At 70.9% G+C, this 15,567-nt stretch carries 12 protein-coding genes and 1 riboswitch; of the genes, 9 read left to right on the forward strand and 3 right to left on the reverse strand.

The genetic code is table 11. The features are described 5' to 3' along the window. The first annotated feature begins 9 nt into the window (after window positions 1–9). Entirely contained in the window at window positions 10–924 is a 915-nt protein-coding gene (locus tag SALPAC4_RS0102605; RefSeq protein ID WP_019869045.1) for a cation diffusion facilitator family transporter, read from the forward strand. Between the two features lie 90 nt (window positions 925–1,014). Then, window positions 1,015–1,147, forward strand: a riboswitch (cyclic di-AMP (ydaO/yuaA leader). Window positions 1,148–1,162: 15 nt separating this feature from the next. Further along, window positions 1,163–2,233 carry a coiled-coil domain-containing protein gene (locus SALPAC4_RS0102610; protein WP_223874850.1) on the forward strand — a complete coding sequence of 357 codons (1,071 nt, stop codon included), beginning with the start codon at window positions 1,163–1,165 and terminating at the stop codon, window positions 2,231–2,233. Window positions 2,234–2,306: 73 nt separating this feature from the next. Here the strand turns inward: SALPAC4_RS0102610 and SALPAC4_RS0102615 are convergent, their stop codons facing one another. After that, entirely contained in the window at window positions 2,307–2,669 is a 363-nt protein-coding gene (locus SALPAC4_RS0102615) for an STAS domain-containing protein (protein ID WP_018732862.1), read from the reverse strand. Window positions 2,670–3,219: 550 nt separating this feature from the next. Between SALPAC4_RS0102615 and SALPAC4_RS0102620 the strand changes: the two genes are divergently transcribed. Further along, window positions 3,220–3,768 (forward strand): DsbA family protein, encoded by a 549-nt coding sequence (locus SALPAC4_RS0102620; protein WP_019869047.1) that lies wholly within the window; start codon window positions 3,220–3,222, stop codon window positions 3,766–3,768. 107 nt (window positions 3,769–3,875) lie between these two features. Here the strand turns inward: SALPAC4_RS0102620 and SALPAC4_RS0102625 are convergent, their stop codons facing one another. Beyond that, window positions 3,876–6,740: a LuxR C-terminal-related transcriptional regulator gene (locus SALPAC4_RS0102625; RefSeq protein WP_019869048.1), complete on the reverse strand. Its 2,865-nt coding sequence runs from the start codon at window positions 6,738–6,740 to the stop codon at window positions 3,876–3,878. A 184-nt stretch (window positions 6,741–6,924) separates the two neighbouring features. Between SALPAC4_RS0102625 and SALPAC4_RS0102630 the strand changes: the two genes are divergently transcribed. From SALPAC4_RS0102630 to SALPAC4_RS0102650, 5 genes are all read left to right on the forward strand, one after another. After that, complete coding sequence (locus SALPAC4_RS0102630; RefSeq protein WP_027644771.1) at window positions 6,925–7,362, forward strand: hypothetical protein; 438 nt, start codon at window positions 6,925–6,927, stop codon at window positions 7,360–7,362. Next, entirely contained in the window at window positions 7,359–8,531 is a 1,173-nt protein-coding gene (locus SALPAC4_RS0102635) for an alcohol dehydrogenase catalytic domain-containing protein (protein ID WP_019869050.1), read from the forward strand. The genes SALPAC4_RS0102630 and SALPAC4_RS0102635 overlap by 4 nt, the downstream gene beginning before the upstream one ends. A gap of 25 nt (window positions 8,532–8,556) precedes the next feature. After that, window positions 8,557–9,726 carry a saccharopine dehydrogenase family protein gene (locus SALPAC4_RS0102640; RefSeq protein ID WP_019869051.1) on the forward strand — a complete coding sequence of 390 codons (1,170 nt, stop codon included), beginning with the start codon at window positions 8,557–8,559 and terminating at the stop codon, window positions 9,724–9,726. Window positions 9,727–9,822: 96 nt separating this feature from the next. Then, on the forward strand, window positions 9,823–11,106 hold the full coding sequence (serS, locus tag SALPAC4_RS0102645; RefSeq protein WP_019869052.1) for a serine--tRNA ligase: 1,284 nt from the start codon (window positions 9,823–9,825) through the stop codon (window positions 11,104–11,106). Window positions 11,107–11,254: 148 nt separating this feature from the next. After that, complete coding sequence (locus tag SALPAC4_RS0102650; RefSeq protein WP_019869053.1) at window positions 11,255–12,232, forward strand: zinc-binding dehydrogenase; 978 nt, start codon at window positions 11,255–11,257, stop codon at window positions 12,230–12,232. 97 nt (window positions 12,233–12,329) lie between these two features. On the opposite strand, the gene SALPAC4_RS0102655 is transcribed toward SALPAC4_RS0102650, so the two are convergent. Beyond that, entirely contained in the window at window positions 12,330–13,718 is a 1,389-nt protein-coding gene (locus SALPAC4_RS0102655; protein ID WP_019869054.1) for a right-handed parallel beta-helix repeat-containing protein, read from the reverse strand. Window positions 13,719–14,124: 406 nt separating this feature from the next. Between SALPAC4_RS0102655 and SALPAC4_RS0102660 the strand changes: the two genes are divergently transcribed. Next, entirely contained in the window at window positions 14,125–15,531 is a 1,407-nt protein-coding gene (locus tag SALPAC4_RS0102660; RefSeq protein WP_019869055.1) for a hypothetical protein, read from the forward strand. Window positions 15,532–15,567: the final 36 nt, after the last annotated feature.

Raw genomic sequence — 15,567 nt, forward strand, 5'->3', positions numbered from 1 at the left:
GGTGTCCGAGTGGGTGCAGCACACAACCACCACGGGGCGGTAGCCAACGCGGGGCAACGGCACCGGGGGCGCCTCTGGGCCGCTTTCGCCCTGCTCGCCGCCCTGATGGTAGCGGAGGCGGTGACTGCCGTCCGCACCGGATCCCTGGCCCTGCTCAGCGACGCCGGACACATGTTCACCGACGTCCTCGGGATCGGCATGGCCCTCGCCGCACTGACCGCTACCCGGCGCCGGGGCGGGGATCCGCAGCGCACCTTCGGGCTCTACCGGCTGGAGGTGCTGGCCGCCCTCGCCAACGCCCTGCTCCTCTCCGCCGTCTCGGTCTATGTACTGGTGGAGGCCGTCCGCCGCTTCGGCGATCCGCCCGAGGTAAGCACTGGGCCCATGCTGGTGGTGGCCACCCTGGGCCTTCTCGCCAACGTCGTCGCCTTCGCGCTGCTGCGTCCGGGCGCAAAGGAGAGCATCAACATCCAGGGCGCCTACCTCGAGGTGTTGGGCGATCTGCTCGGCAGCCTCGGCGTGATCGCGGCAGCACTGGTCATCGCCGGCACCGGCTGGCGGTGGGCTGATCCGCTCGTAGCAGTGGCGATCGGCGTGTTCATCCTGCCGCGGACCTGGCGGCTGGGCCGGGCAGCCCTACGAATCCTGGTCCAGGCCGCGCCGGAACACCTCAAAGTCACCGCGGTCCATGACCGGCTGGTCGCCGTACCCGGAGTGAACGAGGTGCACGACCTGCACATCTGGACTCTCACCTCCGGCATGGAGGTAACCTCCGCGCACCTCACCGTCGCCCCCGCCGCCGACGTCGGCACGGTCCTGGGCGCTGCCCGGACCGTGCTGAAGGAGGACTTCCGAATCGAGCACACGACGCTACAGGTCGAGTCGGGGCCGGAGAGCGGGAGCTGCGGGTCCGTTGAGTGGTAGCAACTCCTGCTCAACTGCCGAGTACACCCGCCCCAGGAACACCGGCTAGGCTCTGAGCCGGCCTGCGCCAGGCGGCACCCACCGGTGCCGGCGGGGCCGCTGCCTAATCACCCGCCAGGGTGAACCGGGGAACCAGGTACCTTGGGGTGCATCCGCGTCAGCGGTAGGGATCTTCCGTCCCGAACCCGTCAGCTAACCCGGTCGGTGGTTGACGGAAGGACATCTGCATATGCCAGCAGTGGCACCCGCACGACATCGCGCCACCCGAGTGGCGATCCTGATCATCGTGGCCCTCACCCTCAGTGCCGGCCTCGCCCCGGCCGGCCCCGCGGTAGCCGCTCCCTCCGCCCGCCAGAACGCGGTGACCGACGACCCGGAGGGCGGCACCCCGGCCCTTCGCGCCGAGCTGGAGGCAGCCAGCAAGGGATACCTGGACGCCAAGCGGGCGCTGACCGAGTCGGTGCAGCGGCAGCAGCAACTCGCCGCCCAACTCAAGACCACCAAGGCCGAGCACGCCGAGCGCACCAAGCTGGTGGAGCAGATCGCCGACCAGACCTATCGCACTGGTCCGCTGCGCACGGCGTCGGTGCTACTTGACAACACCTCATCGGCGGACTTCCTGGACCGCGTCACCGGGCTGGAGGGGGTGGTCGCCAACGAAAACCGGGCCCTTCAGGAGTTGCAGGAGACCCAGGAGCAGATCGTCCAGGACACTCGCGCGGTCGAAGCCGAGATCATCGAACAGCGCAAGCAAGAGGCCCTGATGGCCAAGCGCAAAGAGCAGGCAGAAAATGCGTTGACGGTCGCCAATGAGAAGGCCCGCGCCGCAGCCGCAGCCGCAGCGGCCGCCAACACCAGCACCACCCAGAGCTCGGCCCAGGCGGCCCCGGCCCCACGCAACCCGGATGGCTCCTGGCCGGCCGAAACGTGCAGCGTCAATGACCCCACCCCGGCGAATGGCTGCATTACCCCGCGAACCCTGCATGCGCTGAACGAGGCCAAGGCGGCCGGTTTTACCCGCTACGTGTCCTGCTTCCGCTCCGGCAGCTCCGGTGAGCACCCAAAGGGCCGGGCCTGCGACTTCGCCGCTCAACCGGACGGCTTCGGCGGAGACGCCACCGGCGGCGACCGAACATACGGCAACAACCTGGCGGCGTTCCTGGTGGACAACGCCGACGAGCTCGCGGTGCTCTACGTGATCTGGTATCGGCAGATCTGGCTGCCCAGCAGTGGGTGGCAGTCGTACAGCGGGGCCGCCGGCGACCCGTCCAGCGACCACACCAACCACGTGCACCTGTCGGTCTACTAACCCGGGTGTTCGGGTCGGGAGCCCTCCGCTGGCGAACAACTCCCGGCCCGAACACCGCCTGGGACAAGCTGACTCAGGCCCCCGGCAGGACCTCCGGGGCCGCCGCCCCCTCGATGTAGGGCTCGGGGGCGCCGAAAAGGCCGAGTAGACCAGCAACCCAGAGCTGCCGGTGCACGAAGCGGCTCGGCTCGGTCATCACCAACTTCACGCCGCTCACCTCTGCGGTCTGGAAGCCGGCGACCATCGCGCTGATGCCGACAGAGTCGATAAAGGTCACCAGCCGCATGTTCAGCTCGATGCGGCGAGGACGGCCTTTCGCCAGGACCTCAGCGACCGCCTCACGTACCTCGTACGCGGTGTCGACATCGATCTCACCACGCGGCGAGATCTCCATGACGCTCCCGGGTAGGACCGCCTTAACGATCGACAGGCTCACGTGAGCACCTCCACTCGCCCACCAACAGGCACCTCATCAGTACGCGGGCCGCGACCGAGAGTATTCCTCCGACACGCTCGGTCGCCACCCCCTGGGATGAGCAATTCTTGGGGTTCGAATGCCAGGCCGCTCTTATCCGAATATTTCACCCTCCGGTTACAGAGCTGACCTTTAACTGGAACAGCTCCCAACCTGACCATCTCCCATCCGGAACGGCTCACAACCCGAACAGCTCAAACCCGAACAGTCGTCAACCCGAACAGTTCTCAACCCCACCAGTCAAGGGCCGGAGTACCCGAGCCCCGAAACAGTCACGGCCCAATGTAGCGGCCCGATGCGACGAAACGCGCAGACCCCGGCCGCCCGGCGTGGTCGCGGGCACGCGGGCCTCGGCCCGCCCACAACCAGCTCATCGCGCGGGCGCTGCACGGTCGGGAACCATCCGGGCCGGGTGAGCTGCCCTCACCCCGCCACCAGCGACAGTGGGAGTTATGACCGATCCGAACGTGCCGACCTGGTCGGCACGCGGCAACTGTTGGGTGGTGCGGTGATGACGACCCCACACCAGTTCACCCCACTCCTCCGAACCCCGGTGACGGAAGGCGACCACGTCCGGGGACCGGTGGACGCGCCGGTGACGCTCGTTGAGTACGCGGACTTCCAGTGCCAGTTCTGTGGGGTGGCCTACGCCAACCTCACCGAACTACTCCGCCAGCGGACCGACCTGGTCCGGCTGGTCTACCGACACTTCCCGATCTCCAACCTGCACCCGTACGCGGAGAATGCTGCCCACGCCACCGAGGCGGCCGGCAGCCGGGGACGGTTCTGGGACATGCACGACTGGTTGTACGAACACCAGGACCAACTCGACCCGGTGCACCTCTCGCTCGGCGTCGGACAGCTCGGCCTCTCCGCTGCCGAAATCGATGCCGAGACCGAACAGCAGGCCCACGGCGACCGGGTCCGGCGAGACTTCGTCGGCGGCATCCGCAGCGGCGTGGAGGCCACCCCGACCCTGTTCGTCAACGGCGCCCGGCACAACGGCGGGTACGAGCTCGCCGACCTGCTGGCCGCGGTTGACGCCGCCTGCCGGGAATGATCGGCGTGCTTCGCCGATGCTGGCCGCCGCCCGCGGCGGCGGCCAGCAGCAGATGCAGCTGGGGGCTCAGAACGGGGACACGATCCGGAAGCGGTCTGGGGCCGCTGTCAGATCAGCCGCAGGTCCCGAGCCCGGCGGACGGCCTCGCGGCGACGGGTAGCGTCGAGTTTGCGGTAGATATTCCGTACGTGGGTCTTCACTGTGTTGATCGACAACGACAGCTCGGCCGCGATCTCCACGTTGGAGAGGATGCTCTGGAGATAGCGCAGGATGGTCACCTCACGCTCGGTCAGCGGCTCGGCCAGCGCAGCCCCGGCAGACTCGGCAGGCTCTGCCGATTCGTCCGGCTCCGCCGCCCCGCGCACCAACTCGCTCACCGCCGACCAGTGCGCCGTACCCGTGTCCAGATGGGCTGTCAGCAGGTCCCATACCTCCGGATCACCGCGCGTAAACGGCCGCCGGACCCCCTCCGTGCCAGCCAGGTCGAGGGCCACCTCCAGGGTTCGGTGCGCCCGTCGGGTATCCCCCGCCCGCTCGGCCAGCACCGCGTTCAGTACCGCGGCCTCCACCCGTACCGGCAACGGCCAGTCCGCCGCCGCGGCTGCCTGCCAGTCGGGCAGGGCCACCTCGGCCGTCCGGTCATCCCCGGCCCGCAGCTCCACCCGAGCGAGGCCGACCGCGAGTTCGGGGCCCGCCCCGGCGAGCAGCGCCCGGGCCGTGTCCAGGTCACCCCGCGCCGCGCGCAGGTCGGCCTCGGCAGCCCGCAGCCACCGGTCCAGGTCTCCCCGAGGGCCCCCCAGCTGCTCCCGGGCAGCGACGAGCAGTCGGTATCCGCCCGCGAGGTCACCGGCGTCCCGTAACAGGTGGGATCGGCACAGCGCCGCCACCGCCCCGGCGGCGGGCTCCCCGGTCGCCGGCTCCGCCAACGCCAGGTTCGCCGCTGCCTCCTCCCGCTGGTCCCGCAGCAGCGCCACCACGGCCAGCGCCAGGTACGCGTACCCGCAGTCGGTCCGGCAGGACCAGCCCCGGCCGGGCGGGAGGGCGAGCGCGGATTGGGCCCCCGTCTCCGCCTGCCGCAGGTCACCGCGGATCGCGCGCAGCAGCGCCATCCGGCTGGTAGCGGCCAGCTCGGTTCGTACCCATCCGGCGGTCCGGGCGGCCACGGATGCCGCCGCCAGTTGTCGCTCCGCGCTGTCCAGCTCGCCTACGGCGACATCGAGCAAGCCGAGCGCGGTGCCCGCCACCGCCCATCCGTCGGCGTCCTCAACGGCGGTGTCGCGCGGCTCGGCGACGACCGGCGCAACGGGCCGGCGGTCTTGACTCCCGGATGCCCGCGTTGCCGAGTGGGTGGCGAGCAACCGGGCGGCGGCGGCGCGCACCGCCGGAACATCGTCGGACCAGCGGACCACCGCAAGCTCCACCGCGGCGACCAACCGGGCCAAGCCCTCCCCGCAGGGCACCGACACCTCATCGGCCCGGGCTCGCTCGCCGGCCCCCACCGCCCCGGCCAAGCGCAGGTACCCCTCGGCGGCCGAGAGGTCCCCCGCGTACGCCCGTTCCGCCGCGCACGCCAGGGCCAGCTCCGGATCCCGCGCCATGGTCTCGGCCGGTGGTGGCGGTGGCGCGACCGCACCCTCCCGGTCGTACGGCGCCAGCTCCGGCCAGGTCGTGCGGAACAGCTCGGTGGCCCCGGCCCAGTCGCCACCCACGAGCGCGTGCCGCAGGCCGTCGGCGGGCCGCCCGTTGTCGGCGTACCAACCGGCGGCACGCCGGTGCAGCTCCCGCAGGTCAACGGCGGGTAGCCGGGCCAGCTCGGCGCGGAGCAGGTCAGCCAGGAGCGGATGGCAGCGGTACCAGGGGGGACGGCCGTCGTCGTGCCGCAGTACCCCGCCGACGCCGGCCAGCTCAGCCAGCCTCGCCCCGGTGTCCGGCCGTCCGGTCACCGCTTCGGCGAGGCCAGCGCAGACGGCGTCCGCCACCGCCGTGCTCCGCAGCAGCTCCCGGTCGTCCGAATCCAGCCCGCCAAGGACCTCCTCCCGCAGGTAGCCGGCGATGTCCGGCTGGTCGCCGCCGAGCTGCCCCACCCACCGGGCCGGGTCCGGCTGCCCGGGCAGGGCGAGCGCGGCGAACCGGAGCGCCGCCGGCCAACCACCGGTGCGCTCACGCAGCCGCCGGACCCCCTCCGCCGGAAGGGCCGTGCCGTGTGCGGTCAGCAGGTCGGCGACCTCGTCGCCGGTGAAGGCCAGGTCGTCTGGGCCGAGCTCGGTCAGCTCGCCGGCCAGCCGCCACCGGTGCACCGCCAGCGGCACCCCGGCGCGAGCCCCGGCCACCAGACGCAGCCGCTGCTCACAGTGGCGGAGCAGGAACTCCAATCCGGCGATCGCCGCCGGGTCGGTGATCCGATGCAGGTCGTCCAGGACCAGTAGCACCGGCCGCTCCCGGGCGGCAAGTGCCGCGGCCAACACCTCCAGCTGGTCGGGACGGGGCGGGCCGTCCAGCGCCGCCGAGCGCGGCGGCCCCACCGCGGGTCGCAGTGCCGCCGCCAGGTACGACCAGAGGCGTTCGCCGTCGTCACCAGCCTCCACCGAGACCCAGCCCAGGTCCGGCCGGTCCCGGCCGGCCCCCGACTCGGACAGGTCCGGCTCCCCCGACTCAGACAGGTCCGGCTCCCCCGTCCCGACGCTCGTCGGCGATCCGGCCCGACCCCCCTCGGCAGCGCGGGTCACCGGCCCGCCCCGGACCGGGTCACCGCTGATGACGGCCTGATACCAGGAGGTGAGCAACGTGGTCTTGCCCCAGCCCGCCGGTGCCGCGACGAGAGTCACCGGTACGGCGGTCCCCTCGTCGAGCCGCCGCAGCAACCGGGGCCGGAGCACCACCGGTCCGGGCAGTGGACCCGGGGCCAGCCGGGACGCCAGTAGTGGCGTGCCCGGTCCCATGGCCACCGTGGTCTGCCGTCGCTCCTGCGGCATCGGCCCACCCCCATCGGACACGTTCTCCCCCGGCCCTGCGGTTACCCGGCCGGTGGCGGTTCACCCCTTCCGGGGGAACCCGCTTCACCCAGGCTGAGCCGATGCTGGCAAGAACGGCGTGAGACCGGGTGACGGACGGACCGGGTGACGGACGGACCGGGTGACGGACGGACGGGAGGCGCGGGTGAGACACAGCACGAGGCGGGCCGGGACCGCCGCCGAGATGCTGGCGAGACTCGCCGCTGCCCGACGGCGGGGCCGCCCGGTTGACCCGCGTCCCGATACCCGGCCGACCGGCGGCTGGGAGGTGGTGACGGTAGACCGGCCAGCCAACGAGGTGCTGCCCGGGGGGCGATGGCCGGAACCGCTTCGCCGACTCGGCCGCGCCATCCAGGTGGACAGCCGGCCCGCACCTGCGGGCCGCGGCACCGAACTGGCCGCGCGGATCCGTCCTGGTGCGACCCTTCCGGGCCTCGCCGCACACGTGGCCGGCGACCACCCGAACCGGGTGGTACGGGCCGCGTTGCGGCAGACCAAGCAGCTCACCGAGACCGGCGAGGTGCTCCGCGCCGACCGGGGGCCGACCGACCGGGGGCCGGCCGACCGGGGGCCGGCCGGATGAGGGCGCTGTGCTGGACGGGCGCAGACCAGGTCGCGGTCCGGCAGGTGCCGGACCCGGAACTGCGTAACGGCCACGACGCGATCGTGCGAGTACGCCTGAGCGCCACCTGCGGCGGGGACCTGCCCCTCCTGGCCGGTCGAACACCGTACCGGGCCGACGGGGATGTGCTCGGGCACGAGTTCCTGGGCGAGGTCGTCGCGGTGGGGCCGCAGGTACACCGGCACCGGGTCGGCGACCGGGTGGTGGTCAGCTCCACCGTGGCCTGCGGCTCCTGCTGGCAGTGCCGCTCCGGCGCACCGTGGTGCTGCGACAACGGAAACCCGGCACCGGAGGCGAGCGAGCTGGCGTACGGGCAAGCCGTGCCCGGCGCCTTCGGGCGACCCACCGCTGCGGGCGGGTTCGCCGGTGGTCATGCCGAGTACGTCCGCGTCCCGTACGCCGATGTCGGCGCGTACGCGATCCCCGACGCGGTCAGCGATGAACGGGCGCTCTTCGCCGCGGACGCCGCCCCCGCCGGTTGGCTCGCCGCCGAGTTGGGTGGGGTCCGCCCTGGAGCGGTGGTGGCGGTCTGGGGTGCTGGGGCGGTTGGTCAACTCACCGCCCGCGCGGCCATCCTGCTCGGCGCCGACCGGGTGCTAATCATGGATCCGCAAGCGGACCGGTTGCGGATGGCACGGCGGTACACGGACGCGGAGACGGTCGACCCAAGGCACACGAACATCCCCGCTGAGCTGCGCGAACGAACCGGCGGGCGGGGGCCGGACGTCTGCGTGGAGGCGGTCGGACCGGCCTGGAACGGACGGCCGCGCTCCCTGGCCGAGCGGTTCACCGGCGCGGCGGAGCGCCCCCCGGCGGTCCGCGAAGCGGTGTACGCCTGCCGCAAGGGCGGCACCGTGGTCGTGCTCGGCGAGTTCACCGGGCACGTGGACGCCTTCCCGCTGGAAGCGGTCGGGGCCAAGGGGTTGCGGGTGCGGGGTGTGCGACAGCACGGGGCCGGGCAGGTACCGACGCTGCTGGAGCGGATGGCGCGCGACGAGTTGCGGACCGAGCACCTGGCCACCCACCGACTGCCGCTGGAGGAGGGGGCACGCGGGTACACGCTGTTCCGGGACCGACGGGACGACTGCGTCCGGGCCGTCTTCAGTCCGGATTTTCCCCCTGCCGGATGAGCATGTCAGGTGGCAGACTCAGCAGATGCCTCCGGAGCGGACGTACGACCTCGTCCTGTTCGGCGCCACCGGCTTCACCGGGCGCCTGACCGCCGAATACCTGGCCCAACACGCGCCGCCCGGGCTGCGCTGGGCGCTGGCCGGGCGGAACCCGGACAAGCTCGCCGCCGTCCGGAGTCGACTCGCCGCTATCGATTCAACGCTGACCGAGCTGCCCTTGCTCACCGCCGATGTCACGGACCCCGCGTCGCTGCGGACGGTAGCCGAGTGCGCCCGGGTGGTCGCCTCCACCGTGGGCCCGTACATCCACCACGGCGAGCCGCTGGTGGCCGCCTGCGCCGCGGCCGGCACCGACTATCTGGACATCACCGGCGAACCGGAGTTCGTCGACCTGATGTACGTACGACACCACGAGACGGCGCAACGCACCGGCGCCCGCCTGGTGCACACCTGCGGTTTTGACTCGATCCCGTACGACCTGGGTGTGTGGTTCACGCTCAAGCAGCTCCCGACGGGGGCGCCGATCAGCGTTGACGGCCTCGTCCGGGCTGGAGGGCGCTTCTCCGGCGGCACCTACCACTCGGCCCTGACCGCGTTCTCGCGGACCGGCGAGACCAGCCGGGCCGCCGCGGCCCGGCGGGCGGTCGAGCCGCGGCCGGAGGGCCGGCGGGTCCGGGCGGTGTCCGGCCGGATCGCCCGCTCCCCCGAACTCGGCATGTGGATGGTGCCGCTGCCGACGATCGACCCCCAGGTGGTCCGCCGCTCGGCAGCCGCCCGCCCGGAGTACGGGCCGGATTTCCGCTACCGGCACTTCGCGGCGGTCCGGCGGCTCCCCACCCTGCTCGCCGGGGCCGCCGGGATCGCCGCCGTGACGGTGCTGGTGAAGCTGCCGCCGACCCGGCGCTGGCTGTTCGGTCGGCTCAGCCCCGGGCAGGGCCCGAGCCCCGAACGACGGGCCCGGTCCTGGTTCCAGCTGCAGTTCCTGGCCGAGAGCGGTGGGCAACAGGTGCGCACCGAGGTGGCGGGCGGTGACCCCGGCTACGACGAGACGGCGAAGATGCTCGCCGAGTCGGCGCTCTGCCTCGCCCTGGACGACCTACCAGCGACCACCGGCCAGGTCACCCCGGTCACCGCGATGGGCGATGCCCTGCTCGACCGGCTCCAGCGCGCCGGCATCACCTTCCGCGTGCGGTAGCCGGAGCCGACGCTGAGGGCAGGCCGGGGGCGGTGGGCCCGCGACGGTAGCATCTGGTGGTCCACCTGATATCCGGACGGAGGCGTACGGAGCAGCATGCTCGACATGGAGTTGATCCGGAAAGATCGCGACGCGGTGGCGTCCGCGCTGGCCAAGCGACTGGACCCGGCGGAGGTGAGCCAGGCGCTGGACGAGCTGTCGCAGCTTGACCAGCAGCGGCGCAGTCTGATCTCCGAGATCGACGGCGAGCGGCAGCGCCGCAAGGCGGAAGCCCGGGCGTACGCGGAGGCCAAGCGGGCCGGCCGCGAGCCGGAGCCGACGGTGGCCGAGGCCGGTCGTCGGCAACTCGCCGAGTTGGAGACCGAGCTGGGCGAGGTGCAGGAGCAGCTCCGGGCGCGGATGAGCGAGCTGCCGAACCTGCCCGCCGCGGACGTGGTGCCCGGCGGCAAGGAGGCCAACCGGGTGGTGAAGACCTTCGGCGAGCCACCGGCGATCGAGAAGGTGCGCGACCACGTCGAGCTGAGCCGGCTGTTGGGCCTGGTTGACCACGAGCGGGGCGTGAAGCTCGGCGGCTCCGGCTTCTGGATGTACACCGGCCTGGGCGCCCGCCTGGAGTGGGCGCTGGTCAACTGGCTGATCGACCAGAACATCGCGGCCGGCTACGAGTTCCTACTCCCACCGCACCTGCTGCTGGAGACCGCCGGCTTCGCCGCCGGGCAGTTCCCCAAGTTCTACGACGACGTCTACCACCTGGGCCGGCAGTCCGCCCCCCGCGGTCAGTTCCTGCTGCCGACCGCCGAGACGGCGATCCTCGGGGCGTACCAGAACGAGATCCTGGACGCCACGAAGCTGCCGCTGAAGGTGTTCGCGTACACCCCGTGCTACCGCCGGGAGGCGGCCGGGTCGCACTCGGACGAGCGCGGCACCGTGCGCGGTCACCAGTTCAACAAGGTGGAGATCTTCCAATTCGTCCTGCCGGAGCAGGCCGACGCGGCGCTGGAGGCGATGGTCACCCACGCCGAGGGCCTGGTGGAGCGGTTGGGCCTGCACTACCAGCGCAGCCTGCTCGCGGCCGGCGACTCGAGCGCCGCGATGCGCAAGACCCTCGACATCGAGGTCTGGATGCCGAGCACCGGAAAATACAAGGAGGTCTCGTCGGTCTCCTGGGGCGGTGACTACCAGGCCCTGCGGGCGGCGATCCGCTACCGCGAGCCGGGCGGCAAGCAGACCCGCTTCGTGCACACGCTGAACGGCTCGGCGCTGGCCACCAGCCGCCTCTTCCCGGCGATCCTGGAGCAGTTCCAGCAGCCGGACGGGAGCGTCCTGGTGCCGGAGGTGCTGCGGGACCGCCTCGGCACCGACCGGCTCACCCCGCGCTGAGGCCGCCGGGATCACCGCCGCCGACCACGCCGGGCAGAGGCCCCGGCGTGGTCGGGCCAGAGCCGGCAGCGGCGGGCTTGACCTCAACCGAGATTTAGGTTGAACCCTGGTCGGGATGCTGTCTGTCCCAAAGGGGTGCTACTTACACATGCGCGCAATCCAGGTAGCCGCATTCGGCGGTCCAGAGGTGCTGTCGCCTGCGGAACTGCCCGACCCGAAGCCCGGTCCCGGCCAGGTTGTCGTCGCCCTGGCCGCGGCGGATGTCATCTTCCTCGACACCCTGCTGCGCAGCGGCTGGGGACAGGACTTCTTCCCCCGCACGTTGCCCTATGTGCCGGGTGGCGGCGGGGCAGGCGTAGTCGTGCAGACCGGCGACGGGGTGGACCCGGCATGGATTGGCCGGCGGGTGGTCGTACAGACCAGCACCGGCTACGCCGAACGAGTCGCCGCGCACGTCGAGGAGATCCTGCCAGTTCCCGACGGCCTGGCCATCGAGGCGGCCGCGGCGCTGGTGCACGACGGCGTGACCGCGCTCCGCCTGGACCAACTGGGCACACCGCGAAAGAGAGAGTGGGTACTGGTCTCCGCTGCCGCTGGTGGAGCCGGCTCACTGCTGGTGCAACTAGCCGTCCACGCCGGAGCGCGGGTGGTAGCCGCCGCTTCCACCGAGGCCAAGCTGGCGCTGGCCCGCCAACTGGGCGCGGAGATCGCTGTCGACTACACCGGACCGGACTGGATCGATCGGGTGCGGGAAGCAACAGGCGGCGGTGTCGCGCTGGTTTACGACGGGGCTGGTGGCCCAACCGGCACGGCCACCCTGGATGCGGTCGCCGACGGCGGACGGCTCGTCACCTACGGCACCGCCGACGGCCTCGCGACCCCAGACCCCGAATTGGCCGCGGGCCGCGGCATTCGGATCTTCGCACCGTTGTTGGACGGCCCGCCGGGCCGGCAGACCGTACGCGAACTGTTGGGCCTGGCCTTGGAGTGGACCATGCGGGGACGCATGCAGCCGGTGATCGGCGCCACCTACCCGCTGGAACAGGCCGCTGATGCTCACCGCGCACTGGCCATGCGTGCCACGGTCGGTAAGTCGCTGTTGCTGATGCGATCGACCTCCCAGTAGCTGGCGGGACCACGGGTGTCGACCCGCTTCCCACGGGTGCCGCTGCCACGCCTGACGCCCCCGGCGACTGCCGGGGGCGTCAGCTCTGGTGGATCGGTCAGCCGAAGCAGGTGGGTACGGGGTTGGGGCTGCCGACGCAGTTGGTGGGTCGGTTGTTGATGATGATGACCTTGCCGAAAACGTTGATCACGCCGCCGTTGTAGACGCCGCCGGGTTCGTTCTGGGCGAGGTTGTCGGTGACGCGGACGTCGGTGAGGGTGAGGACGGTGGTCTCGTTGAATGGGTTGAAGAAGATGCCACCGGCGGCTTCCCCGGCCTGGTTGCCGGAGACGGTGGTACGGCGCAGGGCCACCACGGGGTCGCCGTCTTCCACGCCGACGATGGCGATGCCGCCGCCGTCGCCGCTGGTGGCGGTGTTGTAAACAATCTTACTGTCCTCAATGGTGGCGCCGATGTCCTCCACGAGGTAGAGCCCGCCGCCGGAGGTGGCGGTGTTGTCGGTGACCTTGACGTGCTGGAGCAGGAGGGATTCGTCGCCGTCGTCGTAGATGCCGCCGCCGAGGCCGCTGGCGGTGTTGCGGGTGATGGTGCTGTGGACGATCTCGGTGAGGTCGCCGTCGCCGTGCACGCCGCCGCCGTCGACCGCGGTGTTGTCGCTGATCACGACGTGGCTCACGGTCGCGTTTCCGTCGTCGTTGACCAAGCCGCCGCCTTCGTCACCAGCGGTGTTGTGGGTCACCTTCGATTTGCTGATCGAGACAGCAGCGTTGTCGTTGTAGAAGCCGCCGCCGTCGCCGCCGACGGTGTTGCGGGTGATGGTGCTCTTGGTGATCGTGACCTTGCTCCGGTCACTGTAGATTCCGCCACCTTCGCTGGCCTCACCGGTGGCGATGTTGTCGCGGACGGTGACCCGTTCGAGGGTCAGTCGGGTGCCTTCGCCAGCCGTGATACCGCCGCCGTCGAGGTCCATAACCTGTCCGCCAGCGACGGTGAGGTCTTTGAGGGTGAGGTCGCCGCCGGTGACGACCTCGAAGATGCGGAAGTTGTCGGCGGCGGCGGCCCGGACGATGGTGGCGCCCTGGCCATAGATCGTGATGGGTTGGAAGACCTGGGGTAGCCCGTTGTCGTCCTGGTTGACGGTGAGGGTGTAGGTGCACTTCTCGGCCAGGCGGAGCGTGCCGCCGCCGGCCTGGTTCGCCGCGGTGATCGCGGCGATCAGCGCGTTGGGGTCGCAGGGCACCGGGGTGCCCTTGTCCTTCCCGTCACCGTGCGCATCCCGCTTCCAACCCGGGTTGCCGGCGGCGCTCTTGTCACCGCCCTGGTCACTGTTTGCGGAGCCGCTTCGGTGCTGCTCCGGGCCGCCCTTGCCGGGGGCGCTGCCGCCGTCGCTCCCGAGGAGCGCAGCCCGGGCGAACGCCCCTGGGGCCTGGGCGAGGCTCATGGATCCGGTGGCGGCCACGGTCGCGAAGCCAGCGAGAGTCGCCACCCCCAGCGTCGTCGCGGTCCGGGTGAGGCGCCGCCGACGGGGCCTTCCCGCTGGGCGTGCATGGTCCAGCATCGTGATCTACCTTCGTGTCGGTCGGTCCGCGCTCCTGGTGAAGCGGTAGGGCGGCCGTCCAGCCGCACAAACAGTTAAAGCTGACGAAACCGAATAATGAGGCCTTTTCACCGCAAAATTCCTCATATCGGTACAAGGGTCCCGTCGCGCCAACCCCGAGGCCGACCGTCTTCGAGTCGACGACCGATGTCCACTTTGAGTAAGTTTCGAGATTCATGTCTCTTTCTAGCGATCGTGCGGCTAACGTGCGGTGGCTGCCACCAACACTTCGATCGCCGAGGAGGCCACCCGGTCCGTCGGCTCTCGTCGCTGACGGGAAGGACACGACACCGTGATGCACCATCAGGACACCCACGAACTCGAAGCCGACCGCTGCAACAGGGACCGGCCAAGGTCACGGCGGCGCTGGTGGACGGCCGGGCTGGCCGGTGTGACCGGCCTCGCCCTCACCACCGTCGGCGTCGCCGCCCCAGCGGCCGACGCCGCCGTGCGTGCCCGGACCACTGCCGACGACCACAGCAAGCGCAGCAGCGGCAAGACTGATGCCCGGCACGACCACGGCAAGACCAACGACGGGCGCGACCGTGCCGACAAGGGCAAGCCCGGAGGCGGCACACCAGTCTCCTGCGACACGGATGCGCTGATTGCCGCGATCACCCTCGCCAATGCCCGCGGCGGCGCCGCCCTCGACCTCGCCAAGGACTGCACCTATCTCCTCACCGCCGACCTCGGCGGCGCCGGCCTGCCCGCAGTCACCACCCCCATCACCCTCAACGGCGGCAAACACACCACCATCGAACGCGCCGCCGCCGCCGACCCGTTCCGCATTCTGATCGTCGAGGCCGGCGGCGACCTCACCCTCAACCACGTCACCATCACCGGCGGCGAAACCGAAATGTTCGACGACGGTGGGGGGATCCTCGCCAACAGCGGCAGCACCCTCGCGATCAACCACAGCGTGATCAAAAAGAATATCGGCAACAACGGCGGCGGGGTGGCCAGCTTCGGCACGACCACCGTCAAGCACTCCACGGTTAGCGGGAACACTGCACGGGCCAGCGCCGGCGGCCTCCAGAATGTGGCGGGCCTGCTCACCATCGGCCACTCCACCATCACCGACAACACCGCCACCGGACTTGCGATCGGCGGGGGAGTCGGCAGCATCAATAATGCGACCACACGCATCAGTCACAGCAGTATCACCCACAACTATTCCGGACTAGCCGGCGGAGGAGTCGGCGACTTCGATGCCATCAGCATTGTTACCGACTCCACCATCAGCCACAACACCGCGGAGAACTCGGGGGGCGGCATCTTCGAGGAGGGGCAACTCACCCTGCGACGCGTCAAGCTCACGGACAACAACGCCCCCGGCGATGGCGCTGGCGGCCTCGAAATTCAGAACGTTCTCGGCGGGAGCGCCGCAACCATCGAGGACAGTGAAATCACCAACAACCGGGCGCCACGGGGCGGTGGAATTCGCAACCTCGCCGCACCAGTCGTGCTCCGAAACACCCGCATCGCCGGAAATCAGGCCGACACCGGCGGCGGCGTCTTCAACAACGACAACGCCATCCTCAGCCTCTTCGCCACCAAAATCGTCAAGAACACAGCCGTCACCGACGGCGGGGGCATCCTCAACATTGCGGGCGGCACCGTGAATCTGAATACCGCCACCGGCACCGTTGTGGTCAAGAACCGGCCCAACAACTGCGTCAACGTCCCGGGCTGCTCGGGCTGACCTCCCACCGGCCCGCGCCACCAGGGGTTTGGCCCC

Origin of the sequence: Salinispora oceanensis (assembly GCF_000383575.1) — a bacterium.
Lineage (GTDB): Bacteria > Actinomycetota > Actinomycetes > Mycobacteriales > Micromonosporaceae > Micromonospora > Micromonospora oceanensis.

Excerpts from the sequence above, each read along its gene's own strand:
- SALPAC4_RS0102620 (WP_019869047.1), top strand. The coding sequence starts at position 3,220 with ATGACGACCCCACACCAGTTCACCCCACTCCTCCGAACCCCGGTGACG.
- SALPAC4_RS0102625 (WP_019869048.1), bottom strand. The coding sequence starts at position 6,740 with ATGCCGCAGGAGCGACGGCAGACCACGGTGGCCATGGGACCGGGCACG.
- SALPAC4_RS0102635 (WP_019869050.1), top strand. The coding sequence starts at position 7,359 with ATGAGGGCGCTGTGCTGGACGGGCGCAGACCAGGTCGCGGTCCGGCAG.
- SALPAC4_RS0102640 (WP_019869051.1), top strand. The coding sequence starts at position 8,557 with ATGCCTCCGGAGCGGACGTACGACCTCGTCCTGTTCGGCGCCACCGGC.
- serS (WP_019869052.1), top strand. The coding sequence starts at position 9,823 with ATGCTCGACATGGAGTTGATCCGGAAAGATCGCGACGCGGTGGCGTCC.
- SALPAC4_RS0102650 (WP_019869053.1), top strand. The coding sequence starts at position 11,255 with ATGCGCGCAATCCAGGTAGCCGCATTCGGCGGTCCAGAGGTGCTGTCG.
- SALPAC4_RS0102660 (WP_019869055.1), top strand. The coding sequence starts at position 14,125 with ATGCACCATCAGGACACCCACGAACTCGAAGCCGACCGCTGCAACAGG.